Here is a 26,399-nt window from a genome sequence, read left to right as displayed (position 1 = left end):
GTCCCGCGCGCCGATTCGTCGGCGAATACACGCGCGGCACGCGAACTTGTGCGCGGCACGCCAATCCGTGCGCGGCAAGGCGACTTCGGGACGACGGGCGGGCTCGTTCGGTGCGGCTGTGGGCCGTGCGCTGCTAGCGGGCTGGTCGGGCGCGGCTGTGGACGGCCGGTGGACGGGTCAAGGCGTGGGGCGGTCGGGGGGTACTGGTTCCAGTTCGGGGTCGGGGTGGTCGGGTTCGTGGTCGTGGGAGAAGAGGGAGAGGTGGTGGCGGTGGGGGGCAGGTGGGGCGGGGACGACCGTTCTGGTGAGTTCGGCTTCGGTGGCGGTACGGACGTGTTCGACATCCGGTTTGCCGGCGACCAGGTCTTGCACGAAGATCTTGGCGCGGATCACCGGACGCCGGTACCGCCGCTCGCGCACGATCGCGCGGTACATCAGGCGGCGGCGGTCGGCGTAGCGCCAGCGTGCCCACGGCGCACCCGGCCTGCTCAACCGCAGCGCACCGACCACGAGCAACGGCAGGAAGAACATGCCGAACAAGCCGGTCCAGATCTTGCCCTTCGCGATCACGATGGCGGCGAGTGCGAGGTTCACCAGGGAGAACGCGACGACGAAGATCCGGACCTCCATATTGGGGTCGCTGCGGAAATCGTTGATGTCCAGCATCCACAGCGGATGGAAGCCGAGCAGCAGCAGACCGGTGACCGCGAGTGCGACGAACACCGCGTCCACCGAGGTCCGCCCCTGCTCCTCCCAGTACACGTCACGCAGGTAGAAGATCAGCGCGAACTCGTCGAGCACCAGCGCCGCCCCGACGCCGAAGGCGGCCGCCAACGCGGAAGCCGTTGCGGTGTCGGCACTCTGGTAGAGGGTGACCATGCCGATGCCGGAGGCCAGCACCAGGATCACCCCGAACACCATGTGGTGGATGTGCACCCCGCCGGAGCGCAGGTTGCCCGGCCACCACCGCACCTGTTTGCGGATCAGCCGGACGCTGAGCCGGATGAGCAGGAAGCCGACGATGAACCCGAGCAGGAAGCACAGCAGCGGAAGCCTGCCCTGCGCGATCACATCTTCGTCGAGCCACCGTCGCATGGCTTCCCGCATCCTCCGTCCGCGATAGGGGTCCTACTGGCCGAAACCGGCGCGGCGCAACGCGTCGGCCATGGAACCGCTCGGCGCGGGCGCGTTGCGGCGCTGGTTGCCGCCGCCGCGCGACTGCCCCTGGCCTTGGTTGCGACCCTGACCCTGGTTACGCCCCTGGTTTCGGCCCTGCCCATTCTGCCGCTCGGGACCGCCCTTGCGGTCGCCACCCTGACCGCGCTGCCGGTTCTCGCCCTTGGCGGGCGCCCCCGGCTCGTCGTCCAAGCGCAGCGACAACCCGATGCGCTGGCGGGCGACGTCGACCTCGAGCACCTTCACCTTGACCACGTCGCCGGACTTCACCACCTCGCGCGGATCCTTGACGAAGTTGTGCGACATCGCCGAGACGTGCACGAGGCCGTCCTGGTGCACGCCGATGTCGACGAACGCGCCGAACGCGGCGACGTTCGTGACGACTCCTTCGAGCACCATGCCGGGCTCCAGGTCGGCCACTTTCTCTACGCCCGCGGCGAATTCGGCGGTCTTGAACTCGGGGCGCGGGTCGCGGCCGGGCTTCTCGAGCTCGGTGATGATGTCGGTCACGGTGGGCACACCGAAGCGTTCGTCGGTGAAGTCGTCGGCGCGCAGCCCGCGCAGCACGGTGGTGTTGCCGATGACCTCGGTGATGTCGCGGCCGGTCGATTCCATGATCCGGCGCACCACCGGGTAGGCCTCGGGGTGCACGGAGGAGGTGTCGAGCGGGTCGTCGCCGCCGCGGATACGCAGGAAGCCCGCGCACTGCTCGAACGCCTTCGGGCCGAGACGCGGCACGTCGAGCAGCGCGGTCCGGCTGCGGAACGGTCCGTGCTGGTCCCGGTGCGCGACAATGCTTTCCGCGACCGAACCGGCGATACCCGACACCCGGGACAGCAGCGGCACCGAGGCGGTGTTCACGTCGACGCCGACCGCGTTCACCGCGTCTTCGACCACCGCGCCCAGCGAGCGCGCCAGCAGCGTCTCGGACACGTCGTGCTGGTACTGACCGACACCGATCGACTTCGGGTCGATCTTCACCAACTCGGCGAGCGGGTCCTGCAACCGGCGCGCGATCGACACCGCGCCGCGCAGCGACACGTCCATGTCCGGCAGTTCCTGGCTGGCGTACGCCGAGGCCGAGTACACCGAGGCCCCCGCCTCGGACACCACGATCTTGGTCGGCTTGTTCTCCGGGATGCGCGAGATCAGCTCGGCGGCAAGGGCATCGGTCTCGCGCGAGGCGGTGCCGTTGCCGATGGCGATGAGCTCGACGCCGAACCGGGCGACGAGCGCGCCGAGCACGGCCAGCGACTTCTCGGTCTGTCCCTGCGGCTTGTGCGGGTAGATCACCTCGGTGGCGACGACCTTGCCGGTGGCGTCGACCACGGCCACCTTCACGCCGGTCCGGTAGCCCGGGTCCAGGCCCATGGTGGTGCGGGTGCCCGCGGGCGCGGCCAGCAGCAGATCGCGCAGGTTCGCCGCGAACACGTCGACCGCGTCCTTTTCGGCAGCCTGCCGCAGCCGCATGCGGGTATCGATGCCGAGGCTCACCTGAAGTTTGGTCCGCCAAGCCCAGCGCACCGTGTCCAGCAACCAGCTGTCGGCGGCGCGGCCCTTGTCCGCGATGCCGAATTTCACCGCGATGCGGCCTTCGTAGATGGTCCGTTCGCCGGGCTCGGGCTCCTCGGTGTCGGGCTCGAGGTGCAGTGTCAGCACCTCTTCTTTCTCGCCGCGCAGCAGCGCGAGGATGCGATGGGAGGGCAGTTTGGTGAACGGCTCGCTGAACTCGAAGTAGTCGGCGAACTTGGCGCCGGCTTCCTCTTTGCCCGCGCGCACCGTCGAGGTGACCTGGCCCCGGTTCCACATCAGTTCGCGCAGCTCGCCGACCAGGTCGGCGTCCTCGGCGAACCGCTCCACCAGGATCGAGCGCGCGCCGTCCAGCTGCTCTGCGTTGTACTGCGCCGGATCGGTGGTCGGATCGGAGATGAGCGCGTCGGCGACGGGCTCGTGCCCCGCCTCGCGGGCGATCTGGGCCTTGGTGCGCCGCTTCGGCTTGTAGGGCAGGTAGATGTCCTCGAGCCGGGCCTTGGTTTCGGCGAGCATGATCTGCTGGTGCAGGGCGTCGTCCAGTTTGCCCTGGCCCCGGATGGATTCGAGGATCGCGCCGCGGCGCTCGTCGAGTTCGCGCAGGTAATGCAGGCGCTCGTCCAGCTGCCGCAGTTGCGCGTCGTCGAGACCGCCGGTGACCTCCTTGCGGTACCGCGCGATGAACGGCACGGTCGAGCCGGCGTCGAGCAGCTCGACGGCGGCACGCACCTGGGTCTCGCGCACCGCGAGCTCGTCGGCGATGCGGCGATTCACGCTGGCCTGGCTCACGATCGTCGCGGGGGCGGACACGGGCTGGGACTCTGCACTGGTGGTCTCGGGCGCTGTCGTCACGCCGGAGACACTACCTCCGTCGCCCGACACGGGGCCCGCACCCAGGTGAACCGGCCTGCCCGACCGACCGCGCCGCGGGCGTCCGGCCTGCACGCGAGCACGCCGAACGGGGCCGAGGATGCCCGGCCCGGTTCGGCGATTTCGGCGCGCAGCCGCGAATCATCTACTACAGGACCAGTTCCGGGCTGAAGATGGGCGAGTTGACGTTACCGTTCACGGTGACCTTGGTGACGGTGACGTAGCGATGCCCCGGCTTCGCGTCGGCGGCGTCCACGGTCAGCGGCGGGGACGGGTACCGTCCGTTGAAGCAGTTGAACTCGCTGGTCGCGACGTGCGCGTCGGAACCGTCGGGAGCGCCGCCACGGTCCACGACGGTCACCTCCATCGTGCAGTTGTCCGGCGTGATGGTGTTCTTGATGGTGAGGCCGCCGAAGGCGCGCGGTACTCCGTTCTCGGCGTAGATGCACGACTCGACTTCCCCTGTGCCGTCGCCCAGCAGGAAGACACCCGAGCAGCTGTACTGGCCGTCCGGCGCGGCGACAGCCTCCGGCGCGAACACCAGCAGTGGCGCCGCGGTGGCGAAAACACAAGACAGGACACGGGACAACGAACCGATGGACATGCAAGGCCTCTCGATATCAGATGTGTCAGATCCCCCCGACAGTCGAACTCATCCCACCTTATGGTCGCCGCCTCCAGGTCACATGACCGTAGTAATCGGGGCACCTCATCTCAGGTCTGGTCCGGCAAAGCGAGTAGCGCACGGGACAATTCACGCATTTCGGCCTTGCGGATCTTGCCGGTGACGGTCATCGGGAACTCGTCCACCACGTGCACGTAGCGCGGAATCTTGAAGTGCGCCAGTTTGCCGGCGCAGAACTCGCGAACCGTCGTCGCGTCCAACGGCGCCGCGCCCTCGCGCATCCGGACCCAGGCCATCAGCTCCTCGCCGTACTTGGGGTCGGGCACGCCGATGACCTGGGCATCCAGGATGTCCGGGTGGGTGTAGAGGAACTCCTCGATCTCCCGCGGATAGATGTTCTCGCCGCCGCGGATCACCATGTCCTTGATCCGCCCGGTGATCGCCAGGTAGCCGTCGTCGTCCATCACGCCGATATCGCCGGTGTGCATCCAGCGGGCGGCGTCGATCGCCTCGGCGGTCTTGCCGGGGTCGCTCCAGTAGCCGAGCATCACCGAGTAACCGCGGGTGCACAATTCACCCGGCTCGCCGCGGGGCACGGTGAGACCCGTTGCGGGATCGACGATTTTGACCTCGAGATGCGGACCGACCCGGCCGACGGTGGCGGTGCGGCGGTCGATGCCGTCGTCGCGGCGGGTCTGGGTGGAGACCGGCGAGGTCTCGGTCATGCCGTAGCAGATGCACACCTCGTGCATGCCCATCCGATCGATCACCCGCTTCATCACCTCCACCGGACACGGCGAGCCCGCCATGATGCCGGTGCGCAGACTGGACAGATCCGGTGTGGCGGTATCGAGTTCGGTGAGCAGGGCGATGAACATGGTCGGCACGCCGTAGAGCGAGGTGCAACGCTCGGCTTCGACCGCGGCCAGTGTCGCCGCCGGATCGAACGCGGGCGCCGGAATCACCACCGTCGCCGCGTGACTGGTGGCGGCCAGATTCCCCATCACCATGCCGAAGCAGTGATAGAACGGCACCGGCACGCAGATCCGGTCCTGCTCGGTGTAGCCGCACAGCTCCCCGACGAAGAACCCGTTGTTCAGGATGTTGTGATGGCTCAGCGTCGCCCCTTTGGGGAAACCTGTTGTGCCCGAGGTGTACTGGATGTTGATCGGATCGTCGATGGACAGTTCCGCGGCGCGCGCCGCCAGCCGATCCGGATCGATCGCGGTCCGCGCCAGCTCATCCCACTCCGGCGTGCCGAGGATCAGCACCTGTTCCAGCGCCGGGCAGTTCGGGCGGACCTCGTCGATCATCGCGACATAGTTCGACGTCTTGAACTCCGCGGCCGCGATCAGCACCCGCACGCCCGCCTGCCGCAGGACGTACTCCAGCTCGCTGGTGCGGTAGGCGGGGTTGATGTTCACCAGGATCGCGCCGATCTTCGCCGTCGCGTACTGCGCGAAGAACCATTCCGCACAGTTCGGCGCCCAGATGCCGACCCGGTCCCCCTTCGCGATGCCGCGCGCGGCCAACCCGGTGGCCAGCGCGTCGATCGCCGCGCCCAGCTCCCGATAGGTCCAACGACGATCGGAGGTCTTGTCCACCAACGCTTCCCGATCCGGATGCGCCGCCACCGCGCGGTCGAGATTGCCGCCGATGGTGTCGCCGAGCAGTGGAGTCTGCGAGGTCCCCGAAGCGTAGCTGGGCTGCGACATCACTTGTTTCCCTTCTGCCGCAGCACGAATCGCTGCACTTTGCCGCTGGGCGTCTTCGGCAGCTCCGGCACGAAATGCACGGTGCGCGGATAGGCGTGTGCGGCGAACTTCCGCTTCACCAGATCCTGCAACTCCGCCGCGAGCTCGTCGCTGCCCCCGGAACCGTTGCGCAACACCACGAACGCCTCCAGCACCTCGCCGCGCAGTTCGTCGGGCATGCCGACCACGGCGGCCTCGGCGACCTGATCGTGCAGCACCAGTACGCTTTCCACCTCGAAAGGGCCGATCCGGTACCCGGCCATGATGATCACGTCGTCGTCCCGGGCGGAGAAGCGGAAGCAGCCGTTCTCGTCCTGCGAGCCCGCGTCACCGGTGATGTACCAGCGGCCGTCCGGCGTGAAGCGCTGCGCGGTGCGTTCGGGCGCGTCCAGATAGCCGAGGAACCACAGCAGCGGACTGTTGGCCGTGTCGATCGCGACGCGGCCGAGTTCGCCGACGGGCGCGACGGTGTCCGCGTTGTCGGCCAGCACCGCGCAGGTCCAGCCCGGCAGTGTGCGTCCCATCGACCCCGCGGGCACCTCCGCGTCGAGCGCCTCGTGCCAGGCATTGCAGATGAGCATGCCGTGCTCGGTCTGGCCGTAGTGATCGCGCACCGCGACGCCGAGATTCTCCAGCGACCAGGCCACGACCTCCGGCGTGAGCGGTTCACCCGCCGACGACGCGCGGCGCAACCTGATCCGCGGCGGCGTGCCGCCCGCCGCCCGCAGCGCGCGGTACACCGTCGGCGCGGCGGTGAAATTCGTGACGCCGAAGTGTTCGAGCACCTGCCAGGTGAGCGGCGCGGAGAAACCCGCGTGCAGCAGCAGGCTGCGGATGCCGCTGGACAGCGGCGACAGAATCGCCCAGTAGAGACCGTAGGCCCAGCCCGGATCGGCCGCGTTCCAGTACACGTCGTCCGTGCGGACGTCGAGCGCGAACTCCTGGTACGCCTGGAAGGAAGCCAAGGCGCGCAACGGAATCGGCACCCCCTTCGGCGTGCCGGTGGTGCCGCTGGTGAACAGCTGGATCAGCAGCCCGTCGCCGCCGACCGCGACCGCGGCGGCGTTCGGATCGTTCGCGGACTTGCCGGCCAGCAGCTGCGCCATGCTCAGCGTGCCGCTCGGCGCCGCACCGCTGACGATGACCTGCCACGGTGCGTTCGCGGGCATGTCCGGCCCGGGCGCGAGCTTGCTCGCCTGGTCGGCGTCGGCGATGACGACCGTGGTCCGGCTCGCCTCGAGCCGGAACGCGATGGCGGGCGGCGCGAACGCGGTGAACAGCGGGACGTGCACCGCCCCGCGACGCCAGATGGCCAGCAGGGCGACCACCAGGTCCGCGGACTTCGCCATCAAGGTCGCGACCCGATCGCCGGGCCCGATCCCGAGGTCGGCCAGCGCCGCGGCGAACCGGGACGAGCGCTCCCGCAGTTCGCCATAGGTGAGATCGGTCGACGACAGGTCGCTCTCGACGATGGTGAACGCGATCCCGTTCGCGGGATGCCGGTCGCACAGTACGTCGGCGGCCGAGGCCGTCGGCCGGTCGTACATGTCCAGCAACTCCCGCACGCGTGGATTCAAGTCGATACCCATCTCGTCACTCCTCAGTGTTCGGGTCACGCACTGGCGCGTCCCCGCCGCGCGCCAGGCGTGACCGAACACGCACTACGTCCCGTTGGTCCTAATAGGATGTGGGTCACACCTAGTTCGCCACTCCCCGAAAAGGGTGAGTCCCATGACCCACACCGCGCTGCTCCGCCCGCGCGACTCAGACGCGCTGCGCGCCGAAATCCGCTGGGTAGCGGGCACGGCCGGGGTACCGGTGGCGTTCGGCGGCGAGGTACACGGCGATGCGCTGCTGCTATCGGAATTCGTCGGCACGCTGACCAATGGACTGCGCGGTCTGTCCGTGCTGCGCACCTCGGGGCTGGGCGGGCGGGTGATGGAGTCCGGCCGCCCGGCGTCGGTCGCCGACTACGTCAACACCTCCACGATCACCCATCACTACGACGGGCCGGTGTCCGGCGAAGGGTTGCGCTCGATCGTCGCCGTGCCGGTGGTGGTCGGCCAGTGTTCACGGGCCGTGCTCTACGCCGCCACCCGCGGCGCGAGTCCGATCGGCGACCGCACCGCCGATCTGGTCGTGCAGGCGGGTCGCAGGCTGGCCACCGAGATCGCCATCCGGGACGAGGTGGACCGCAGGCTGCGCCTGCTGGAGATGACCGCGCCCGCCTCCGACACCGCGCCCGCGGTCGCCGAGGAACTCCGCGACATCCACGCCGAGCTGCGCGGCATGGCCCGCTCGGCCGACGACGACAACCTGCGCGGCCGGCTGCACACGGTGTGCGAACGCCTCACCCGCGTCATGGCCGGCGAACCTGCCGCCGACGCGCCCCAGTTGTCCCGGCGGGAGTTGGACGTGCTCTCCCAGGTCGCCCTGGGATGCACGAATCAGGAGACGGCGCAACGACTCTCGCTCGCCGCGGAAACGGTCAAGAGCTATCTGCGCAACGCGATGACGAAACTGGACGCGCACTCACGCCACGAGGCGGTGGTCGCGGCGCGGCGGCACGGGCTGCTGCCCTAGACCCGGCGCGTCAGGGCAGGAGATCGGGACGGCGCTCACGGGTGCGCGCGAGGGACTGCTCGCGGCGCCAGGCGGCCACCTTGGCGTGGTCGCCCGAGAGCAGGATCGGCGGGACCTCGAGCTCGCGCCAGGTGACCGGACGGGTGTAGCTGGGGCCCTCGAGCAGACCGTCCGAGAACGAATCCTCTTGGTGGGATTGCTGATTGCCGAGCACACCGGGGATCAGCCGGACCACGGCCTCGGCCATCACCAGCACGGCGGCCTCCCCGCCGATCAGGACGTAGTCGCCGATGCTCACCTCTTCGACGCGCACCCGACGGGCGGCATCGTCGAAGACGCGTTGATCGATGCCCTCGTACCGGCCGCAGGCGAAGACGAGATGGTCCTCGGTGGCCCAGCGCTGCGCGGTCGCCTGGGTGAACGGGACGCCCGCGGGCGTCGGGACGACGAGCAACGCGTCGTCGGGACAGACCGCGTCCAGCGCGTCGCCCCACACCGTCGGCTTCATGACCATGCCGGGGCCGCCGCCGTACGGGGAATCGTCGACGGACTTGTGCACGTCGTGCGTCCAGTCGCGCAGATCGTGCACGGCGACCGAGATCAGGCCCTTGTCGATGGCCTTGCCGAGCAGCGCGGTCCGCAGCGGCTCGAGGTACTCGGGGAAGATCGTGACGACGTCGAGTTTCATGCGCTCATCCCCTATTCCGGATCGAGCAGTCCCTCGGGCGGATCGATGACGATCAGCCGGTCCGCCAGCGAGACGGTGGGCACGATCGCGGTGACGAACGGGATCAGGATCTCCCGGCCGTCCGCGGCGGCCCGCACCGAAAGCAGTTCTCCCGCAGCCGAATGCAGGACCTCGCGCACGGTGCCGACCACGGTCTCGTCGGTGAGCTGGACGGTCAGTCCCTCGAGTTCGTGGTCGTAGTACTCGTCCGGATCCGCCGAGGGCGGCAGGTCGGCGCTGTCCACCACGAACAGCATGCCGCGCAACGCGTCGGCCGCCTCGCGACCGCTGACGCCGTCGAGAAACACCAGAAGCCGGCCCGAGTGCTCTCGGGCCGACTCCACGGTGAACTCACGAACTTCCTTGGACCGCGCCAGCCGTCCGCGCAGCGTGCTGCCCGGCGCGAACCGGGCCTGCGGCTCGTCGGTGCGTATCTCGACGACCAACTCGCCACGCACGCCGTGCGACTTGGCGACCCGTCCTACGACAAGTTCCATCTACTGGTCGGTGTCGACCACGTCGACCCGGATGCCCCGGCCGCCGATGCCGGCGACCAGGGTGCGCAGCGCGGTCGCGGTACGACCGCCGCGACCGATCACCTTGCCCAGGTCATCAGGGTGAACGTGCACCTCGACGGTGCGTCCGCGACGGCCGGTGATCAGCTCGACGCGGACGTCATCCGGATTCGCGACGATGCCGCGAACCAAATGTTCCACAGCATCGGCGACGACTGCGCTCATTACTCAGCAGCCTCGGTCTCGGCCACGGCGGCCTCGTCCTTCTTGGCGGCCTTCTTCTTCGGGGTGACGGCCTCGGTGGTCGGGGCGTTGTCGGCGGCGGCCAGCGCGGCGTTGAACAGGTCCAGTTTGGACGCCTTGGCGGCCTTGACCTTCAGCGTGCCCTCGGCGCCCGGCAGGCCCTTGAACTTCTGCCAGTCACCGGTGATCTCCAGCAGGCGCTGGACGGGCTCGGTCGGCTGCGCGCCGACACCCAGCCAGTACTGAGCGCGCTCGGAATCGATCTCGATGAGCGACGGCTCTTCCTTCGGGTGGTACTTGCCGATGGACTCGATGGACCGGCCGTCCCGGCGGGTGCGGGCGTCCGCGACGACGATGCGGTACTGCGGGTTGCGGATCTTGCCCATACGGGTGAGCTTGATGCGAACAGCCATGCTTGTTCTGCCTCTTTCATAGGTTGGTCACGGCGCAATTCAGCGACCCGCATGGTCTGCGAGCCCGGTTTAGCGCTTGGAGTGTGTGACCGCCGCGCGGTACGTAACCGGAGACGGGCTGACACTTCGTCCGGAAGGACGGTGGTTCATTGTGCCAGATGGACCGCGAGCACCTGAAATCGCCTGGACTTGTTGCGCCGCCGCGGCCCGCCGGTATAACAGGTCATGGGGATCTTCCGCCGCCGCCGACGCAGACGTAGCACCGCCCGCGACACCGCCCGCGAGACAGTCACCGACATCGGCCAGGACGTCGCCGTGGAATACGCCACCGCGGGCGGCTTCCGCCTGCTGCGCGCCATCGCCTCCGGCATCGCGAACCTCTTCAACTGAGGCCACGCGGGCGTTCAGACGGCGGCGGGTGGGGCGGTGGCGCTCAGGGTGCGGGTCGGCATCCATGGGCCGCCCCACCAGAGCTGCCAGCCGAGGGTTCGGGCGCGCAGGGCTTGCGCGCCGTTGGCGACGAGGGTGGTCTCGTATTCGCCGGTCCGGCCGATATCGACGAGGACGAGGTGTCCGCCGGGGCGCAGCACGCGCAGCGCCTCCCGCACGGCGGCGGCGCGCCCCGCCGAGGATTTGATGTTGTGGATGGCCAGGCTGGAGACGACGACATCGAACTCGCCGGTCCGGAACGGCAACGAGGTGATGTCGCCGGTGTGCAGTTCGATCCGGTCCGCGACCTGCTCGGCGACCGCGTTCTGCTCGGTGGTCGCGGAATTGTTGCCGGATTGGTCGACCGAACGCCACAGATCGATGCCGACGGCCTTACCCTCGGGCAGGCGCTTGGCCGCGGCGAGCAGCACCGCACCACGCCCGCAGCCGAGATCGAGCAGCCGCTCGTCGCCGCGCAGCCGCAGGTCGTCCAGCAGTCCGTCCCAGGCGCGGAACTTGCCCCGCCGGGTGGCGTGCAGGAACAGGCCGAACTGCGCGGCCATCGCGAGCCCGATCAACACCAGCACCGCCGCCGACGCGAGTTCGCCGACCAGCACGTCGACCACCGCACCGATCAGGGATCCGAGCGCGAGCACGCCTAGCAGGACCATGATCGGTGGCGCGTCGAATCCGTAAGAACCCCGCCGCTCCGGTGTGGACGCTGTCACGTTGCCGATTCTATCGACCGGAAAAGTTTCCGTACTCCCAACGGTTTTCAGGGCACGTCTGCTCAACGCACCAGCGGCGCAAGGGCATGTCCCGCGAGCTCGACCGCACCCGGCCGATGGCCGTTGGTGAGCATGTTGACGACGAGGCCCTGTACGCCGTGATCGAGGACGCGGCGCTGCAATTGGTCGGCGACCTCGTCGGCGTCGCCGGCGAACTGGCGGTCCGCGACGGACTGCGCCAGCTCCGTCTCGGACATCCCGGACAGCTCGATGCCATTGCCTCGCAGGAAGTCTCGCTGCTGCTTGCGCGCCTGGTCCCCGTCCTCGTCGAGGAACAGCATGCACAGGTAGCTGACCTCCAGGGTCGCCGGGTCGCGGCCGATCTCGGCGCAGCGCTGGCGCAGCGCCGCCATCTTCCGCGGCAATTCCGAAGCGTTGCACACGATATTGAGGTGATCGGCGTACCGCGCGGCCAGGGCGAAGGTCTTCTTCTCTCCGGAACCGCCGAGCATGATCGGCAGATCGTCGCGCAGCCGCGGCTCGTTCATGGCCTGATCGGCCTTGTACCACTTGCCGTCGAAGGTGGCGTGTTCGCCGCGCAGCATCGGCCGGATGATCTGCAGCGCCTCGTCGAGCCGCTCGAAACGCTCGGTGAACGTGCCGAACTGGAAACCGTAGGACGTGTGCTCGAGTTCGTACCAGCCCGCGCCGATGCCGAGCACCGCGCGAGCGCCGCTGACCAGGTCCAGCGTGGTGACGGTCTTGGCGAGTAACGCGGGATTGCGGTAGGTGTTGCCGGTCACCAACGCCGACAACTGGATTCGCTCGGTCGAGGCGGCAAGTGCGGACAGCGCGGTGTAGGACTCCAGCATCGGATCGTCGGGCGTGCCCAGCCCCGGCAGTTGATAGAAGTGGTCCATCACGAACACGGTGTCGAAACCGGCGGCCTCGGCCGCCCTGGCCTGCGCGACCACGGTCGGGAACAGCTCACGCACCGGTTGTCCGTAAGTGAAGTTGGGCATTTGATAGCCGAGGCGAATGCTCATGAGAGCCGACCCTACGCGCGCCGCTCGCGGGCGACCGGCGGCGGTGCACCGCCGGTCGCGGGGCGCTCAGCCGGCCGGACGGGCGAAACGCACCGCGACCGCGGAACCGCCTTCGGCGTCGGGACGTTCGATCCGGCGCTGCGCGATATCGACCGCCCACGCATACCGCGGGTCCGGACGCAGGGCGTGTTCGCGCAGGCAGGCCTCGGTGAACTTGATGACATGCTCGTCGCCGTGCTCGACGGCCCGGCCGACCAGTTCGTCCCAGGCCGGCACCTCGGCCCGTTGCGCACGGGCCAGCGCGCTGTCTTCACCGTCGCGGCCGTTGGTGACCATCATCAGCAGCGTCACCTGGGCCTGCCACAGCGCGGCCACGGTAGGCCCGTGTAGTTCCGGCGGCAACTGCGGCAGCACGAGCCGGGCCGCAGCGGGTGCGGTGACGCCGTGCAGCAGCGGGATCGGGAACCCGGCGCCCGAGTGCGCGACGCACACCCCGGCATACGTCGCGGTCATCTCCGAGATCAGCCGGTCCGTGTGGTCGGCGGCGAGCGCGGTGAGCGCGTCGATGTAGCCCGGCATCGCCTGTGGATTCCGCATCCGGGCCAACCCCTCCTGCGGGCTGCGCGGCCGTTCGGGCAGGCGCGGCACCGCGGCCAGCGCGGCGGGCACCGGCAGCTGTCCGGTCAACGTGCCCGCCCACGTGGCGTCGACGAACCGGGCGGCCCAGTAGCCCAGCCCGCGGGACAGTTCGCGCAGCTGCACCGGAGTCGGTTGCGCGGCGGTGAGCCCGCGCACCGCATGCGCGGTTCGGATCAGTCCGTGCGTCAGTCCGGTCATCGGCCCCGGGAGCAACCGCGGCCACCAGCGCACCAGCACGGCCTGCCAGCCTTCCTCGGCGATCTCGCGCAGGAACAGTTCCTCGAAATCGCCCGCGCGACCGATATCACCCAGCGCGGCCCGCCAATCCGACTCGTCGGTGCCGTCGATGCGCTGGTACGGCACCGGCGGTTCGTGGTGCGGCGCCGCCTTGCGGTAGGTCGCGACCCAAGCCGGAATCGCGTCGCCGTGCCCGAGCACCGCCAGCGCCTCGGCGCCCATCGGTCCGTGGTTGGCGAGATCGCCGCCCCCGAGGTTGCGTTCGTAACCGAGGTCGTCGAGGCGCTCGAGTGCGTCGACGACCGCGTCCTGATAGCTGGACACCCCAACCCCCAATGGTTTGGATACACGAATAGTTCGTGAATCCGAATATATATGCTGTACCCATGCCCGACAAGCCCAGCGCACCCCGGTTGCCGAGCCGCGCGGAGATCACCGAGGTGATCGGTTACGTACCGCTGATCGCCAACTTCTTCGACCGGGCGCGCTCCGATATGCCTGTCGCGCACCAGGATTCGTTCGCCACCCACGGTCTCACCGCCCGGCACGGCGCGGTCTGCGTACAGCTGGTGCCCGAGGCGGCGCTCAGCGTCAGCGAGCTGGCCCGGCGGATGGGACTGGCCCTGTCCACGGTCAGCGAGCTCGTCGGCGACCTCGACCGCGCGGGGTGGGTGAGCAGACAACCCGATCCGGCCAACCGCCGCCGGACCCTGGTCGCGCTGCTGCCGCAGTGGCGCGAGCACATGGAGACCTTCCTCGCCCGCCGCGCCGAACCGCTGCTCGCCGCGATGGCCACCCTCACGCCCGAGCAGCGCGCGGGTTTCGCGGCGGGACTCCAGGCCTGGGCGCACGAGACCCGCCACTGGCGCACCTGAAGCGCGATCTTGTCAGCGGTGACCCGTGACCGGGTCCCGCTGGGCGTAGACGCGGCCACGCAGGATCACCGCGTACGGCGCGGCGAGGGTCTCGGGGTGGAGGCGGGGATCCTCCTGGTAGACAACGAAATCCGCGGGCGCGCCGGGTTCGATGCCGGGACGGCCGAGCCAGGTGCGAGCATTCCACGAGGCCGCGCCCAGTGCGTCGTGCGGGGACAGGCCCGCGCCACCGAGCGCGGCGATTTCGTCCGCGATGCGGCCGTGCCGGATCGACCCGCCCGCGTCGGTGCCCGCGAAGATCGGCACGCCCGCGTCGTGCGCGTTCGCGACGGTGGTGCGCACGCGGCGGTGCAGGTCACGCATGTGCGCGGCGTAGACGGGGAATTTGCCCGCGCTGTCGGCGATTTCGGGGAACGTGTCGATATTGACCAGGGTCGGCACCAGCGCGGTGCCGTGCGCCGCCATCAGCTCGATGGTGTCGTCGGTGAGGCCGGTGCCGTGCTCCAGGCAGTCGATGCCCGCGCCGATCAGGCCGGGCAGCGCGTCCTCGCCGAACACGTGCGCGGTGACCCTGGCGCCGTTGGCGTGGGCCGCGTCGATCGCCTCCTTCAGGATGGCGTCGCTCCACAGCGGACGCAGATCCCCCACCGAGCGGTCGATCCAGTCGCCGACGATCTTCACCCAGCCGTCGCCGAAGCGCGCCTGCTCGGCCACGATCTCCGGCAGGTCGCGCTCGTCGTCCAACTCGATGCCGAGTTCCCGGATGTAGCGGCGCGGGCGCGCGATGTGCCGGCCGGCGCGGATGATCTTCGGCAGTTCTGGATGGTCGTCGATGAACCGCGTGTCGATCGGTGACCCGGCGTCCCGCAGGAGCAGCGCGCCCACGTCCCGTTCGGTCTCGGCCTGCGCGATCGCCCCCGCCCGGTCCTCGTCACCACCGCCGTAGCGGATCCCGACGTGGCAGTGCGCGTCCACCAGACCCGGCACGATCCACCCTGTGCGGCACAGTGTTTCCGCTCCGGGCACGGGTTCGAACGAGACGTTTCCGTCCCGAACCCACAGGTCGCGGACCTCGTCACCGGGGAGAAGAACACCACGCAGATGCACAGAGACCTCCTATGGCCGGCGTCGGTTGCTCCCAACCTACTGCGTGCGGGTCGCGGTGGCGCTTCGGCCGACGCGCGCGTAATGGCGTGCCGCGCACGAATTCGTCAGCGAATTCGTGCGCGGCGTGCGAATTCGTGCGCGGCGTGCGAATTCGTGCGCGGCGTGCGAATTCGTGCGCGGCACGCGGTCAGTTCTTCGGGAACTTCAGCTTCGAGATGTCGAAACCTTCCAGGCCGGGCGGGAGCTGGTCCAGGCCGGGCGGCATGTTGGACAGGTCGGGCATCCCGGCGGGCATGCCCGGCATCCCGGCGGGCATCCCGGGGAAACCGCCGCGCGCCTTGGGCGGGGTCGGTCCGCGACCGCCCTTCTTGCCCTTCTTGCCCTTCTTGTTGTTGCCGCGGCGGGCGCCGGGCATGCCCATCTGGCGACCCATGGCGGCCATCATCTTCTTGGCCTCGAAGAAGCGATCGACGAGCTGGTTGACGTCGGACACCTGGACGCCCGAGCCGTTGGCGATGCGCAGCCTGCGGGAGGCGTTGATGATCTTCGGGTTGTCCCGTTCGGCGGGGGTCATGCCGCGGATGATCGCCTGCACCCGGTCGAGCTGCTTGTCGTCGACGGCGGCGAGCGCGTCCTTCATCTGGCCCGCGCCGGGCAGCATGCCGAGCAGGTTGCCGATCGGGCCCATCTTGCGGATCGCGAGCATCTGCTCCAGGAAGTCCTCCAGCGTGAGCTCGCCGCTGCCGATCTTGCGCGCGGCCTCCTCGGCCTGCTGCGCGTCGTAGATCTGCTCGGCCTGCTCGATCAGGCTGAGCACGTCGCCCATGCCGAGGATGCGGCTGGCCATCCGGTCCGGGTGGAAGACGTCGAAGTCCTCGAGCTTCTCACCGGTGGAGGCGAACATGATCGGCGCGCCGGTCACGTTGCGCACCGAGAGCGCCGCACCACCGCGGGCGTCACCATCGAGCTTGGTCAGCACGACGCCGGTGAAGCCGACGCCGTCGCGGAACGCCTCGGCGGTGTTGACCGCGTCCTGACCGATCATGGCGTCGAGCACGAACAGGGTCTCATCGGGCTGCACGGCGTCGCGGATGCCCGCGGCCTGGCGCATCAGTTCCTCGTCGATGCCGAGGCGACCGGCGGTGTCGACGATGACCACGTCGTACTGCTTGGACTTGGCCTCGGCGATACCACCGCGCGCCACCTCGACCGGGTCGGCGGCCGTGACGCCCAGCGCGTTCTCGCCGCCGCCGGTGGAGGTGCCGGGATGCGGCGCGAAGACGGGCACGCCCGCGCGCTCACCGACCACCTGCAGCTGCGTGACGGCACCGGGCCGCTGCAGGTCACAGGCCACCAGCAAGGGCTGATGCCCCTGGCCCTTCAGCCATTTCGCGAGCTTGCCGGCGAGCGTGGTCTTACCGGCGCCCTGCAGACCGGCCAGCATGACCACGGTCGGCGGGTTCTTCGCCAGGGTGAGCCGCCTGGTCTCGCCGCCGAGGATCGTGACGAGTTCCTCGTTGACGATCTTGACGACCTGCTGCGCCGGATTCAGCGCGGCGGAGACCTCGGCGCCCTTGGCGCGCTCCTTGATTCGGGCAATGAAGCCGCGCACCACCGGCAACGCGACGTCGGCTTCGAGCAGCGCCAGCCGGATCTCGCGACAGGTGGCGTCGATGTCGGCCGGTGACAGACGCCCCTTACCGCGCAGATCCTTGAGGGCACCGGTAAGCCGGTCGGACAGGGATTCGAACACCGATCGCGCTCCTGATCTCGGGGGACGTCAATTGCCTCCCAGGGTAATGGGATAGCCGACCCACCCGCGCAGGCGGTGCGTCCTTCGAGGTCGGAACGGGTCGATCAGTCGAGCGAGCGGCGACGCGGTTTGGCGGTCTTGCGGTAGTCGTGGTTCTCCTTGGCGACCATGTAGACCGCCTCGCGCGCGGTCAGTCCCAGCTCCAGGGCCAGGTCGTCGAGGACGGCCCATTCCGTCGTGGTGGGGATCCGTGAGCTGGCCACCGTCGAGGCGATGGTCATCGCGGTCACGGCCTGTTGTCCGGTCAATGTGCGACCGGGAAGCCAGGAAACAACCCAGCGGTCCCCGCCGACGCACCGCGCCATATGCGTGGTCTCGTCGCTCGTCATCATCGACGCCGAAACAACTTCAATTGCCAACGACGTGCTCCCCTCATGCAGCGATAGCCGGATGCTCTGATCCTAAGACGACCGGAGGCGCCGACATATGGGTTACAGCAAATCGTGTGCAACAGATTGGTTACTTCGTGGCGTGTCAGGTCCCGATGATCTCCGGACCGGGGATACCCGCCTCCGGCTTCTTCGGCGCGGGACGCGGCACGACCGCCAGGATCGCCTGCTCGATCTCCATCCGGCGGGCCGGCCCGTCCGCGGCGCCGAGGTCGAGGCAGAAGGTGTCGACCACCGCCGAACCCATGGTCACCACCTTGGCCCAGCGCACGTCGGCGCCACAGTTCTCCAGCGCGGCGGCCAGCCTGCTGAGCACGCCGATCCGGTCCTCGGCCCGCAATTCGAGCAGCACCTGACCCGGCACCGAAGTGCTCGACCACAGCACCCGCGGCTGCGCCTGCGCGTACTCGCTCGGCTTGACGCCGCCCGCCTCCCGTTCCCGTTTGGCGAGTACGGCGGCGACATCGAGGTCACCGCCGATGGCCCGGATGAGCTCCTGGCGCAACAGTCCGGCATCCGGCGGATCACCGAACTTGGGCGACACCACGAAGGTGTCGATAGCGGATTCGCCCTCGCTGCCGAGCGCGGCCGAGAGCACCCGCAACGAGTGCAGGGCGAGCACCCCGGCGGCGTCGGACAACAGTCCGGCGCCGTCCGGCGCGATCACCGTCACCGCGTAGGTGTACTTGCTCTCCCCCTGCTTCAGCTCGACGTGCACGCCGCCCGCTTTGGCCTTCGCGATGAGTTCCGGTGCGATCGGTTCCGGTTGCGGCAGTTCGCCGCCCGCCATCACCAGCCGGCACCGGCGCACGAGATCGCCGATGAGCGAGGCCTTCCAGTCGCCCCACACGCCGGGCCCGGTGGCCAGCGAGTCCGCTTCGGCGAGGGTGTGCAGCAGTTCCAGCAGTTCCGGATCGCCGCCGAGGGTGTCGACGACGTGCTGCACGGTGGCGGGGTCGGCCAAGTCACGCCGGGTGGCGGTGTCCGGGAGCAGCAGATGGTGGCGGACCATCGCGCTGAGCGTGCGCACGTCCGACGGCCACAGCCCGAGCCGGCGCCCGATATGGGTGGCCAGTTCCGCGCCGACCACGCTGTGATCGCCCGCGCGCCCCTTGCCGATATCGTGCAGCAGCGCGCCGAGCGCCAGCAGATCCGGCCGCGCCACCCGCGTGCTCATCCCGCTCGCGTAGGCCACCGTCTCCATCAGGTGCCGGTCCACGGTCCAGGTGTGCAGGGCGTCGCGCGGCGGCAGGTCACGCACGGCGCCCCATTCCGGAAGCAGCCTGCCCCACAAGCCCGTTCGGTCCAGCGCCTCGATCGCGTCGATGACGCCGCGGCCCGCGCCGAGCAGCACGAGCAGATCGTTCAGCGCGTCCTTGGGCCAGGGCTCGCGCAGTTCGGGCGCGTCCTCGGAGAGCCGGTTGAGCGTGGTGGCCGACATCGGCAGACCGGTCTGCGCCGAGGCCGCGGCCACCCGCAGGATCAGGCCCGGATCACGTTGCGGCCGTGCGTCTCTGGCCAGCACCACCTCGCCGCCGTGCTCGACCACCCCCTCATCGAGTGGTCGACGCACCGGCATCCGACGCAGCCGAGCGAGCCCGCGCCGCGGCAAAGCGTTTGCCGCGGTACGCAATCCGACGTCGACGGAATAGCTGACCGTGCGCGCGGAATCGCTGAGCGTGCGCGCGAGGTCGAATCGGTCGCCGATGCGCAACGCCGCGCCGATCTCGTCGGCGTCCTGGGCTCGCAACTGGTCGCGGGCCCGGCCCGCCACCCGGTGCAGTTCGGTCCGCACATCCAGCAGGCGCCGATGGGCGTGTTTCAGCCCGCCACCGGGCACCTCGGGACCGAGCCCCGGCATGGCGTCGGTCAGTTGGGCGATGGCGAGCGCGTCGAGCAATTGGATGTCGCGCAGGCCGCCCCGCCCGTTCTTCAGATCCGGTTCGGCGCGGTGCGCGATCTCGCCGCTGCGTTCCCAGCGCGCCTGCGCCTGCGCGATCAATTCGTCGAAGCGAGAACGGATTCCGTTGCGCCATTCCCGGCGCACCCCGCCGATCAGCAAGTTGCTCAGCTCTTGATCGCCGACGATATGCCTGGCCTCCAGCATGCCGAGCGCGGCGATCAGATCGTCCGAGGCGACCCGCAGCGCCTGCGGGACGGTCCGCACGCTGTGATCGAGCTTGATGTGGGCGTCCCACAGCGGATACCAGAGCTGATCGGCCACCTCGGCGACCCGGGCGGGGTCGACGTCGTCGTGCAGCAGCACCAGGTCGAGATCGGAGTACGGCAGCATCTCCCCGCGGCCGAGACCACCGACCGCGACCACGGCGAGTCCGCTGTCGCGGGTGATGCCGAGTTCGGCGCCTTTACTGGTCAGCCACAGCTCGAACAGGTCGACCAGGGCCTGCCGCAGGGATTCGGCGTCGAGCCGGGGATTGCGCGGCACCCCGCCGTCGAGCAGTTGGCCACGCGCGCGGACCAGATCCGCCGCCCCGTTGGACACCTTGCCGTCGTGCTCGTGCTGACCTGCCACAACCCACCACCCATCCCTAACAGTCGCGGCCCCGCCCCGACCGGAGCTCCGGTGGGAGCGGGGCCGCCGCTCAGCTCAGATATTCGAGATCTACAGCGCGTCGGTACCGCGTTCGCCGGTACGGACGCGAATGATCGTCTCCACCGGCGTCACCCAGACCTTGCCGTCGCCGATCTTGCCGGTGCGCGAGGCCTCGACGATCACCTCGACGACCTTGTCCACGGACGCGTCGTCGACGACCACCTCGACCCGGACCTTCGGCACGAAATCCACGGAGTACTCGGCACCTCGATAGACCTCGGTGTGCCCCTTCTGGCGGCCGTATCCCTGCACTTCGCTGACGGTCATGCCGAGCACACCCGCCTGCTCGAGACCGGTCTTGACGTCCTCGAGGGTGAACGGTTTGACGATTGCGGTGATCAGTTTCATGTTCGTCATGCCTCCTTGACGGCCGAACGTGCCGTGCTGCCCACGGCGGCGAAGTCATACGCGGTCTCGGCGTGCTCGGACTCGTCCAAGCCCACCGACTCCGCTTCTTCGCTCGCGCGCAGCCCAATGGTGAACTTCACGATATAGGCAATGATCAGGCTGGCGACGAAGGAGAAGGCAAGTACCACACCGGCGCCCACCGCCTGACGCCACAGCTGATCGATGCCGCCGCCATAGAACAGGCCGGTCTTCGCGGCGCCCATCTCGGGCGCGGCGACGAAACCGACCATCAGGGTGCCGACGACGCCGCCGACCAGGTGCACGCCCACCACGTCGAGCGAGTCGTCGAACCCGAACTTGAACTTCAGGCCGACCGCGAGGGCGCACAGTGCACCGGCGACCACGCCGACCGCGAGCGCGCCGAGCACGTTCACCGACGAACAGGACGGGGTGATCGCGACCAGACCGGCCACGATGCCCGAAGCCGCGCCCAGGGACGTGGCGTGCCCGTCGCGCAGCTTCTCCACCAGCAGCCAGGCCAGCATGGCCGCGGCCGTCGCCACCGCGGTGGTCACGAAGGTGGTGCCGGCGAGACCACCGGAGGTCAGCGCGGAGCCGGCGTTGAACCCGAACCAGCCGAACCACAGCAGGCCGGCGCCGAGCATGACGAAGGGCAGGTTGTGCGGGCGGAACGCGGTGGTCGGCCAACCCTTGCGCTTACCGAGCACCAGCACCAGGGCGAGCGCCGCCGCACCGGCGTTGATGTGCACCGCGGTGCCACCGGCGAAGTCGACCGCGAGCAGCTTGTTGGCGATCCAGCCGCCCTCGTGCACGACATTGCCGTCGGCGTCCTTGGCGTCGAAGTCGAAGACCCAGTGCGCGACCGGGAAGTAGACGACCGTGACCCAGATGCCCGCGAAGAGCAGCCAGGCCCCGAACTTCATGCGGTCGGCGACCGCACCCGAGATGAGGGCAACCGTGATGATGGCGAACATCAGCTGGAACGCGACGAACACGCTCATCGGAATCGTGCCCGCGAGCGGAATGCCGGAGGCGGCGGTGGTGACGGCGCCGGTGGCGTCCTTCACCTCGGCCACCGCGTTGCCGCCGAGCAGACCCTTCAGCCCGAAGAACTGCGTCGGGTCACCGATCAGGCCGAGGGTGTTGTCACCGAAGGCGGTCGAGAAACCGTACAGCGACCAGAGCACGCCGACGAGGCCCATGGCGCTGACGCTCATCATGATCATGTTCAGCACGTTCTTCGAACGGACCATGCCGCCGTAGAAGAACGCCAGACCGGGCGTCATCAACAACACGAGCGCTGAGCTCGCCAGCATCCATGCGGTGTCACCGGTGTCCGGTGCACCGGTAAGGGGAAATGCCACCTTAATGTCCTCCTCATCTCGGGCCCTGCCGACTCCGGCAAATGGACCTGACCAGAAGGGTGGTCACTCGGTGTTTCATCTACAGAGCTGCGGTGTTTCACCTGCGTGAACGGATGAGCCAGTTGTGTTGCGGCCACGTTTCGCGCTTTACACCGGGAGTTTTCGGGCGGCGGTGCGGTGCGGGCCGGCGCCGGTGCGGCTCCGGTTACCGGCCCGCTAGAAACAGCAAACATTCGGTTTTCGGCGGGTTTCGCCGCAAACACTGCCGCGTCAGCCGCGATGCCCCGTCGAGATGTCGGGACGAGTCGGACAATTCGGTCACGGGCTCAGTTTGCCGAGACGATGCTGGTACGTAAGGCGGTTTCCGGCCCGACCGGCGCGGCTCAGCCGAGCAGCGCGTCCACGAAGGCGCCCGGCTCGAACGGCGCCAGATCGTCGGCTCCCTCGCCGAGACCGACCAGCTTCACCGGCACCCCCAGTTCGTGCTGCACCTGGAAGACGATGCCGCCTTTGGCGGTCCCGTCCAGCTTGGTGAGCACCACGCCACTGATATCGACCACGTCGGCGAACACGCGCGCCTGCATCAGGCCGTTCTGACCGACGGTGGCGTCGAGCACCAGCAGCACCTCATCGACGGCGGCCTTCTTCTCCACGACGCGCTTGACCTTGCCCAGCTCGTCCATCAGACCGGTCTTGGTGTGCAGGCGGCCCGCGGTATCGATGAGGACCACGTCGACGCCGCGATCGATGCCCGCGCTCACCGCGTCGAACGCGACCGCGGCCGGGTCGGCGGCCTCCTTGCCGCGCACGGTTTCCGCGCCGACCCGCTCGCCCCAGGTCTGCAGCTGGTCGGCAGCGGCGGCCCGGAAGGTGTCGGCCGCGCCGAGCAGCACGCGGCGGCCGTCCGCGACGAGCACGCGCGCGAGTTTGCCGGTGGTGGTGGTCTTTCCGGTGCCGTTGACGCCGACGACCAGCAGGATCGACGGGTGATCGGCGTGTGGCAGCGCCCGGATCGAGCGGTCCAGGTCGGGGCGCAGCGCCTCGATCAGCACGTCCCGCAGCACCGCACGAGCCGCGTCGGTGGTCCGGACACTGCGCGAGGCCATCTCCTCGCGCAGGCGGGCCACCACCGCGGCGGTGCTCGCGGTGCCCAGGTCGGCCAGCACCAGGGTGTCCTCGACCTCTTCCCACGAGTCGTCGTCCAGGTCGCCGCCGCCGAGCAGGCCGAGCAGGCTCTTGCCGACCGCGTTCTGCGAACGGGACAGGCGGCCGCGTAGGCGGACCAGGCGGCCCGCGGTGGGCTCGATCTCCTCGAGCGGGGCGGGGGCTTCGGCACCCGCGGCGGTGTCGGGGAAGGTGGTCGGCTCGGTCGCGGGGATTGCTGCGTCGGTGGGCGCGGTCGTCGGTGCGTCGGCGGGAGCGCTGTTCGACGCGTCGGCGGGAGCGGTGGTCGATGCGTCGGCGGTGGTCGGCGCGTCGGCGGTCGCCGGTGCCTCGGTGATCTCCGGTGCATTCCCGGCGACGTCGGTCGATGGTGCATTCGCCGCGACGTCGGTCGGCGCGACCTCGGGCGCAGCGGATTCACCCGCGCGCGCTTCGGCGACATCGCCCTCGGGCAGTTGCACGTTGGTGATGCCGCGCTTGGGTGCGTCCCGAGGGATGGCCGCGTCGTCGCCGATGTGCGGCTGCCCGTCCGTATCGGTGCGCTCCACCAGTTGCGGTTCGGGTGCGGTCGCCGTGCCGCCTTGACTGAAACTGAATCCGCCCGAGGCGGTGTAACCGCCGGATCGGTCGGTCAGCTGCTGTTCCGCGGGCTGCGTCAATGACACCCGAGAGCGCTTGTACCGGACAAAACCGACGACAAGCACCACCAGCAGCAGAGCAGCGGCAACGGCGACAATGATCCAGGCTTCGGAACTCACGCGCCCCATCCTTGCAGAACGAACCGGCCCGCTTTACCACGCCGCCCCGGTGCCGACACACAACCCCCGAGATTTCTTGTCCTGCGGAACTTCTCGCGACGTGCCAATAGGATCGGCGACGTGACCGATCGAAACGTGCTTGGGGGGCCGCTGGAAGAGTGCGGCGCCGATCCTCTCACCGGCTTCTACCGGGACGGCTGCTGCAGCACCGGGCCGGAGGATCTCGGTAGCCACACCGTGTGCACCGTCGTCACGGCCGAATTCCTGGAGCACCAGGCGTCCATCGGCAACGATCTGAGTACGCCGCGGCCGGAGAACAACTTCCCGGGATTACAGCCGGGCGACCGGTGGTGTGTGGTCGCCGTGCGATGGCTACACGCGCACGAGGACGGTGTCGCCGCACCCGTGGTGCTGGCCGCCACGCACGAGAACGCCCTGGAAGTGATCTCGATGGACATCCTGCGCAAATACGCCGTCGACGTGCCCGACGACGTCAGCGACCTGCTGTAATCCGCATGCCGCGCACGGCAGCCCGAGCCCGATCCGGCTGCCGTCGGGCCCGCACCCGTACCGTTCGACCGTGACCGGGGCTCGACATGTGTCGCTTATGCGCCACGTGTTCGCTTCGTCGCCGTGCGGCGGCGGTGCGCCTTCTGCCGGCAGGCGGGTGAGCAATATCGCGGACGACGGCCGGTGCCCGAATGCCGGACGGCACGGGTGCACACCGGACACCACGTTTCGTTACTGTCCACTGTTTCGTTACGACTTTCGCCCTCCGAGGCGGAGCGATTCGTTACGCCCGAGGCACGCATCGCATCGATGACCAACGCGGTCGTCCGGTCCAGTACACCGTCGGTCGGTCGAAGTCGTTGGATGGCAACGCAACCGGTGAAAATCGCCAGCACATCCGAGACCTCGAGATCCGGGCGGACCGCGCCTTGCCGCTGCGCGGCCGCCAACAGCGCTCCCAGCGCCTGATGGAATCGTGCGCCCGCACTCATCAATAACGCGCGCGGCCAACCGTCATCGGACTGCACCAGATCGCACATCGCCTGATTGCCCGGCGTCGAAACGACCACCTGCGTGCAGAAATCGAAGAAGGCGACACCCGGATCTCTCGCGCCCAGATGGTCGGTGGCCAGTTGCGCGAGCCGGTCCACGCGCTGCTGCATCACCGCTTCCAGCAGATCGACTTTCGTCGGGAAGTGCCGGTAGACGGTGCCCGCGCCGACCCCCGCACGCCGGGCCACCTCCGCCAGCGACACCGACGGCCCCTGCTCGGCGAACGCGCGTTGCGCGGCGGACAGCACCGCGGCGCGGTTGCGGGCAGCGTCGCTGCGGGCGGTGGGTGGGGCAGTCAATTCGTTACGGCCTTCCGTTTTCTACCTGGGCAAGCGGGCCAAGCCACCCGTACCGTCTCGAAATACGGGTTGTCCGACCCGATTCTATCGACAGACAAGGCGAGCATGTCTTCTTCACAGCACCTCATCCTGGTCACCGGCGCTACCGGTCGGCAGGGCGGCGCGACCGCCCGCAAACTGCTCGCGGACGGCCACGCGGTCCGCGCGCTGGTGCGCGACCCGCACGCGCCGGCCGCGCGAGCGCTCGCCGCCGCGGGCGCCGAACTCGCGGTCGGCGATTTCGACGACCCCACCACCCTGCCCGCCGTGCTGGCCGGCGCCACAGCCCTTTTCGCGGTGCCGCCCGCCGCCTACGACCCGGACGGCTGGGATGTCGAGCGGGAAGCGCGACGCGGCGAAGCGCTCGTCGACGCGGCCCGCCGGGCCGGGGTGGCACAGATCGTGTTCACCGGTATCGCCTCGTTCAACGAGGACACCTCGTGGGGCGCGAGCGGCAAACATCGCATCGAAACCGCTGTCGCGGCCAGCGGGGCGCGCTACACCCTGCTGCGCCCGGTCCGGTTCATGGAGAACTATCTGCTGCGCGGCCTGCCGATCGACGGCATCGTCGACGGCGTCCACCGGCACATGTTCCCCGCCGACCGCCCGATGAAGGTCATCGCGGTCGGCGACATCGCCGAGATCGCCGCCCTGGCCTTCGCCGACCCCGATCGCTTCCACGGCCAGACCCTGGAGCTGGCCGGCGACGCCCTCACCCCACCCGATGCCGCCGCCGCGATCGCCGCCGCCACCGGCCACCCCGTCCGCTACCAGGAACTGGACGAGGCCTACGCCGCCTCCCTAGGCGAATCGATCGCCTACACCTGGCGTCTGATGCGCGAAACCGGCGGCTGGCGCGCCGACATCGACACCGTCCGCGCAATCCACCCCACCCTGCGCACCTTCGACACCTGGCTCACCGAAACCGGTGCCGCCCAAATCAAATCCCTACTCGACTCCGACCGACTCCCCACCGCCTAGGCCCGAGCCGCGAAATCCCGCGCAGGCGACGTCTCCGCGGGATTTCACCA

The 26,399-nt window shown here is 69.2% G+C and carries 25 protein-coding genes; 5 read left to right on the top strand and 20 right to left on the bottom strand.

Translation table 11 applies throughout. From position 1 onward, the window contains the following. Positions 1-177 precede the first annotated feature (177 nt). The 5 genes from NBRGI_RS04995 to NBRGI_RS04975 all read right to left on the bottom strand — a co-directional run bounded on the left by NBRGI_RS04995 (position 178) and on the right by NBRGI_RS04975 (position 7,544). Complete coding sequence (locus tag NBRGI_RS04995; RefSeq protein WP_029893061.1) at positions 178-1,095, bottom strand: hypothetical protein; 918 nt, start codon at positions 1,093-1,095, stop codon at positions 178-180. A 33-nt stretch (positions 1,096-1,128) separates the two neighbouring features. After that, positions 1,129-3,516 (bottom strand): Tex family protein, encoded by a 2,388-nt coding sequence (locus NBRGI_RS04990; RefSeq protein WP_235210858.1) that lies wholly within the window; start codon positions 3,514-3,516, stop codon positions 1,129-1,131. 208 nt (positions 3,517-3,724) lie between these two features. Beyond that, entirely contained in the window at positions 3,725-4,180 is a 456-nt protein-coding gene (locus NBRGI_RS04985; protein WP_029893059.1) for a hypothetical protein, read from the bottom strand. Positions 4,181-4,290: 110 nt separating this feature from the next. Next, positions 4,291-5,916 carry an AMP-binding protein gene (locus NBRGI_RS04980; protein ID WP_029893058.1) on the bottom strand — a complete coding sequence of 542 codons (1,626 nt, stop codon included), beginning with the start codon at positions 5,914-5,916 and terminating at the stop codon, positions 4,291-4,293. Then, positions 5,916-7,544 carry an AMP-binding protein gene (locus tag NBRGI_RS04975; protein WP_029893057.1) on the bottom strand — a complete coding sequence of 543 codons (1,629 nt, stop codon included), beginning with the start codon at positions 7,542-7,544 and terminating at the stop codon, positions 5,916-5,918. Before NBRGI_RS04975 ends, NBRGI_RS04980 begins: the two co-directional genes overlap by 1 nt. A 142-nt stretch (positions 7,545-7,686) precedes the next feature. Here NBRGI_RS04975 and NBRGI_RS04970 point away from each other — a divergent pair, with 142 nt between their 5' ends. Next, on the top strand, positions 7,687-8,538 hold the full coding sequence (locus NBRGI_RS04970; RefSeq protein WP_029893056.1) for a helix-turn-helix transcriptional regulator: 852 nt from the start codon (positions 7,687-7,689) through the stop codon (positions 8,536-8,538). Between the two features lie 10 nt (positions 8,539-8,548). On the opposite strand, the gene trmD is transcribed toward NBRGI_RS04970, so the two are convergent. From trmD to rpsP, 4 genes are read right to left on the bottom strand one after another with little or no spacing between them, the layout of a single operon-like run. Further along, entirely contained in the window at positions 8,549-9,226 is a 678-nt protein-coding gene (gene trmD / locus NBRGI_RS04965; RefSeq protein WP_029893055.1) for a tRNA (guanosine(37)-N1)-methyltransferase TrmD, read from the bottom strand. Positions 9,227-9,237: 11 nt separating this feature from the next. Further along, positions 9,238-9,762 carry a ribosome maturation factor RimM gene (rimM, locus tag NBRGI_RS04960; RefSeq protein ID WP_014987047.1) on the bottom strand — a complete coding sequence of 175 codons (525 nt, stop codon included), beginning with the start codon at positions 9,760-9,762 and terminating at the stop codon, positions 9,238-9,240. Further along, positions 9,763-10,005, bottom strand: a complete 243-nt coding sequence (locus NBRGI_RS04955) for an RNA-binding protein (protein WP_011210690.1) — start codon at positions 10,003-10,005, stop codon at positions 9,763-9,765. It abuts the gene before it with no gap. Beyond that, on the bottom strand, positions 10,005-10,436 hold the full coding sequence (gene rpsP, locus NBRGI_RS04950; RefSeq protein ID WP_029893054.1) for a 30S ribosomal protein S16: 432 nt from the start codon (positions 10,434-10,436) through the stop codon (positions 10,005-10,007). Before rpsP ends, NBRGI_RS04955 begins: the two co-directional genes overlap by 1 nt. Positions 10,437-10,661: 225 nt before the next feature. Here rpsP and NBRGI_RS47990 point away from each other — a divergent pair, with 225 nt between their 5' ends. Further along, entirely contained in the window at positions 10,662-10,826 is a 165-nt protein-coding gene (locus tag NBRGI_RS47990; RefSeq protein ID WP_158439779.1) for a hypothetical protein, read from the top strand. A gap of 14 nt (positions 10,827-10,840) precedes the next feature. Here the strand turns inward: NBRGI_RS47990 and NBRGI_RS04940 are convergent, their stop codons facing one another. The 3 genes from NBRGI_RS04940 to NBRGI_RS04930 all read right to left on the bottom strand — a co-directional run bounded on the left by NBRGI_RS04940 (position 10,841) and on the right by NBRGI_RS04930 (position 13,839). Continuing rightward, positions 10,841-11,593: a class I SAM-dependent methyltransferase gene (locus NBRGI_RS04940; protein ID WP_029893053.1), complete on the bottom strand. Its 753-nt coding sequence runs from the start codon at positions 11,591-11,593 to the stop codon at positions 10,841-10,843. Positions 11,594-11,655: 62 nt separating this feature from the next. After that, the gene (locus NBRGI_RS04935) at positions 11,656-12,639 is read right to left on the bottom strand and encodes an LLM class F420-dependent oxidoreductase (protein ID WP_029893052.1); all 984 of its coding nucleotides are present in this window, start codon (positions 12,637-12,639) and stop codon (positions 11,656-11,658) included. A 66-nt stretch (positions 12,640-12,705) separates the two neighbouring features. Beyond that, positions 12,706-13,839, bottom strand: coding sequence for a questin oxidase family protein (locus NBRGI_RS04930; RefSeq protein ID WP_036557497.1), 1,134 nt, complete (start codon positions 13,837-13,839; stop codon positions 12,706-12,708). Positions 13,840-13,901: 62 nt separating this feature from the next. On the opposite strand from NBRGI_RS04930, the gene NBRGI_RS04925 reads away from it, so the two are divergent. Continuing rightward, positions 13,902-14,390 carry a MarR family winged helix-turn-helix transcriptional regulator gene (locus tag NBRGI_RS04925; protein ID WP_029893050.1) on the top strand — a complete coding sequence of 163 codons (489 nt, stop codon included), beginning with the start codon at positions 13,902-13,904 and terminating at the stop codon, positions 14,388-14,390. Between the two features lie 12 nt (positions 14,391-14,402). On the opposite strand, the gene NBRGI_RS04920 is transcribed toward NBRGI_RS04925, so the two are convergent. The 7 genes from NBRGI_RS04920 to ftsY all read right to left on the bottom strand — a co-directional run bounded on the left by NBRGI_RS04920 (position 14,403) and on the right by ftsY (position 23,977). After that, positions 14,403-15,497: an amidohydrolase family protein gene (locus NBRGI_RS04920; RefSeq protein ID WP_029893049.1), complete on the bottom strand. Its 1,095-nt coding sequence runs from the start codon at positions 15,495-15,497 to the stop codon at positions 14,403-14,405. Positions 15,498-15,684: 187 nt separating this feature from the next. Then, the gene (gene ffh / locus NBRGI_RS04910) at positions 15,685-17,250 is read right to left on the bottom strand and encodes a signal recognition particle protein (RefSeq protein WP_029893048.1); all 1,566 of its coding nucleotides are present in this window, start codon (positions 17,248-17,250) and stop codon (positions 15,685-15,687) included. Between the two features lie 104 nt (positions 17,251-17,354). After that, positions 17,355-17,669: a hypothetical protein gene (locus tag NBRGI_RS04905; RefSeq protein WP_029893047.1), complete on the bottom strand. Its 315-nt coding sequence runs from the start codon at positions 17,667-17,669 to the stop codon at positions 17,355-17,357. 115 nt (positions 17,670-17,784) lie between these two features. Beyond that, positions 17,785-20,232: a [protein-PII] uridylyltransferase gene (locus NBRGI_RS04900; protein WP_029893046.1), complete on the bottom strand. Its 2,448-nt coding sequence runs from the start codon at positions 20,230-20,232 to the stop codon at positions 17,785-17,787. A 90-nt stretch (positions 20,233-20,322) separates the two neighbouring features. Further along, on the bottom strand, positions 20,323-20,661 hold the full coding sequence (locus NBRGI_RS04895) for a P-II family nitrogen regulator (protein ID WP_014352094.1): 339 nt from the start codon (positions 20,659-20,661) through the stop codon (positions 20,323-20,325). A 5-nt stretch (positions 20,662-20,666) separates the two neighbouring features. Next, positions 20,667-22,046, bottom strand: coding sequence for an ammonium transporter (locus NBRGI_RS04890; protein WP_029893045.1), 1,380 nt, complete (start codon positions 22,044-22,046; stop codon positions 20,667-20,669). A 383-nt stretch (positions 22,047-22,429) separates the two neighbouring features. Then, a complete protein-coding gene (gene ftsY / locus NBRGI_RS04885) occupies positions 22,430-23,977 on the bottom strand; it encodes a signal recognition particle-docking protein FtsY (RefSeq protein ID WP_436839319.1) in 1,548 nt (515 codons plus the stop codon). A gap of 111 nt (positions 23,978-24,088) precedes the next feature. On the opposite strand from ftsY, the gene NBRGI_RS04880 reads away from it, so the two are divergent. Then, a complete protein-coding gene (locus NBRGI_RS04880) occupies positions 24,089-24,478 on the top strand; it encodes a DUF2237 family protein (protein ID WP_014987060.1) in 390 nt (129 codons plus the stop codon). Positions 24,479-24,573: 95 nt separating this feature from the next. Here NBRGI_RS04880 and NBRGI_RS04875 read toward each other — a convergent pair whose 3' ends face one another. Next, positions 24,574-25,329: a TetR/AcrR family transcriptional regulator gene (locus NBRGI_RS04875; RefSeq protein WP_029893043.1), complete on the bottom strand. Its 756-nt coding sequence runs from the start codon at positions 25,327-25,329 to the stop codon at positions 24,574-24,576. Positions 25,330-25,434: 105 nt separating this feature from the next. Between NBRGI_RS04875 and NBRGI_RS43415 the strand changes: the two genes are divergently transcribed. Then, positions 25,435-26,349, top strand: a complete 915-nt coding sequence (locus tag NBRGI_RS43415) for an NmrA family NAD(P)-binding protein (protein ID WP_029893042.1) — start codon at positions 25,435-25,437, stop codon at positions 26,347-26,349. Positions 26,350-26,399: the final 50 nt, after the last annotated feature.

Origin of the sequence: Nocardia brasiliensis IFM 10847 (assembly GCF_000710915.1) — a bacterium.
Taxonomy (GTDB): domain Bacteria; phylum Actinomycetota; class Actinomycetes; order Mycobacteriales; family Mycobacteriaceae; genus Nocardia; species Nocardia brasiliensis_A.
This window is presented reverse-complemented; position numbering and strand designations above follow the sequence as displayed.

Coding starts and splice junctions, on each gene's coding strand:
- NBRGI_RS04970 (WP_029893056.1), top strand. CDS start 7,687: ATGACCCACACCGCGCTGCTCCGCCCGCGCGACTCAGACGCGCTGCGC.
- rpsP (WP_029893054.1), bottom strand. CDS start 10,436: ATGGCTGTTCGCATCAAGCTCACCCGTATGGGCAAGATCCGCAACCCG.
- trmD (WP_029893055.1), bottom strand. CDS start 9,226: ATGAAACTCGACGTCGTCACGATCTTCCCCGAGTACCTCGAGCCGCTG.
- NBRGI_RS43415 (WP_029893042.1), top strand. CDS start 25,435: ATGTCTTCTTCACAGCACCTCATCCTGGTCACCGGCGCTACCGGTCGG.
- NBRGI_RS04935 (WP_029893052.1), bottom strand. CDS start 12,639: ATGAGCATTCGCCTCGGCTATCAAATGCCCAACTTCACTTACGGACAA.
- NBRGI_RS04980 (WP_029893058.1), bottom strand. CDS start 5,916: ATGTCGCAGCCCAGCTACGCTTCGGGGACCTCGCAGACTCCACTGCTC.
- NBRGI_RS04955 (WP_011210690.1), bottom strand. CDS start 10,005: ATGAGCGCAGTCGTCGCCGATGCTGTGGAACATTTGGTTCGCGGCATC.
- NBRGI_RS04975 (WP_029893057.1), bottom strand. CDS start 7,544: ATGGGTATCGACTTGAATCCACGCGTGCGGGAGTTGCTGGACATGTAC.
- NBRGI_RS04995 (WP_029893061.1), bottom strand. CDS start 1,095: ATGCGACGGTGGCTCGACGAAGATGTGATCGCGCAGGGCAGGCTTCCG.
- NBRGI_RS04895 (WP_014352094.1), bottom strand. CDS start 20,661: ATGAAACTGATCACCGCAATCGTCAAACCGTTCACCCTCGAGGACGTC.
- rimM (WP_014987047.1), bottom strand. CDS start 9,762: ATGGAACTTGTCGTAGGACGGGTCGCCAAGTCGCACGGCGTGCGTGGC.
- NBRGI_RS04925 (WP_029893050.1), top strand. CDS start 13,902: ATGCCCGACAAGCCCAGCGCACCCCGGTTGCCGAGCCGCGCGGAGATC.
- ftsY (WP_436839319.1), bottom strand. CDS start 23,977: ATGGGGCGCGTGAGTTCCGAAGCCTGGATCATTGTCGCCGTTGCCGCT.
- NBRGI_RS04985 (WP_029893059.1), bottom strand. CDS start 4,180: ATGTCCATCGGTTCGTTGTCCCGTGTCCTGTCTTGTGTTTTCGCCACC.
- NBRGI_RS47990 (WP_158439779.1), top strand. CDS start 10,662: ATGGGGATCTTCCGCCGCCGCCGACGCAGACGTAGCACCGCCCGCGAC.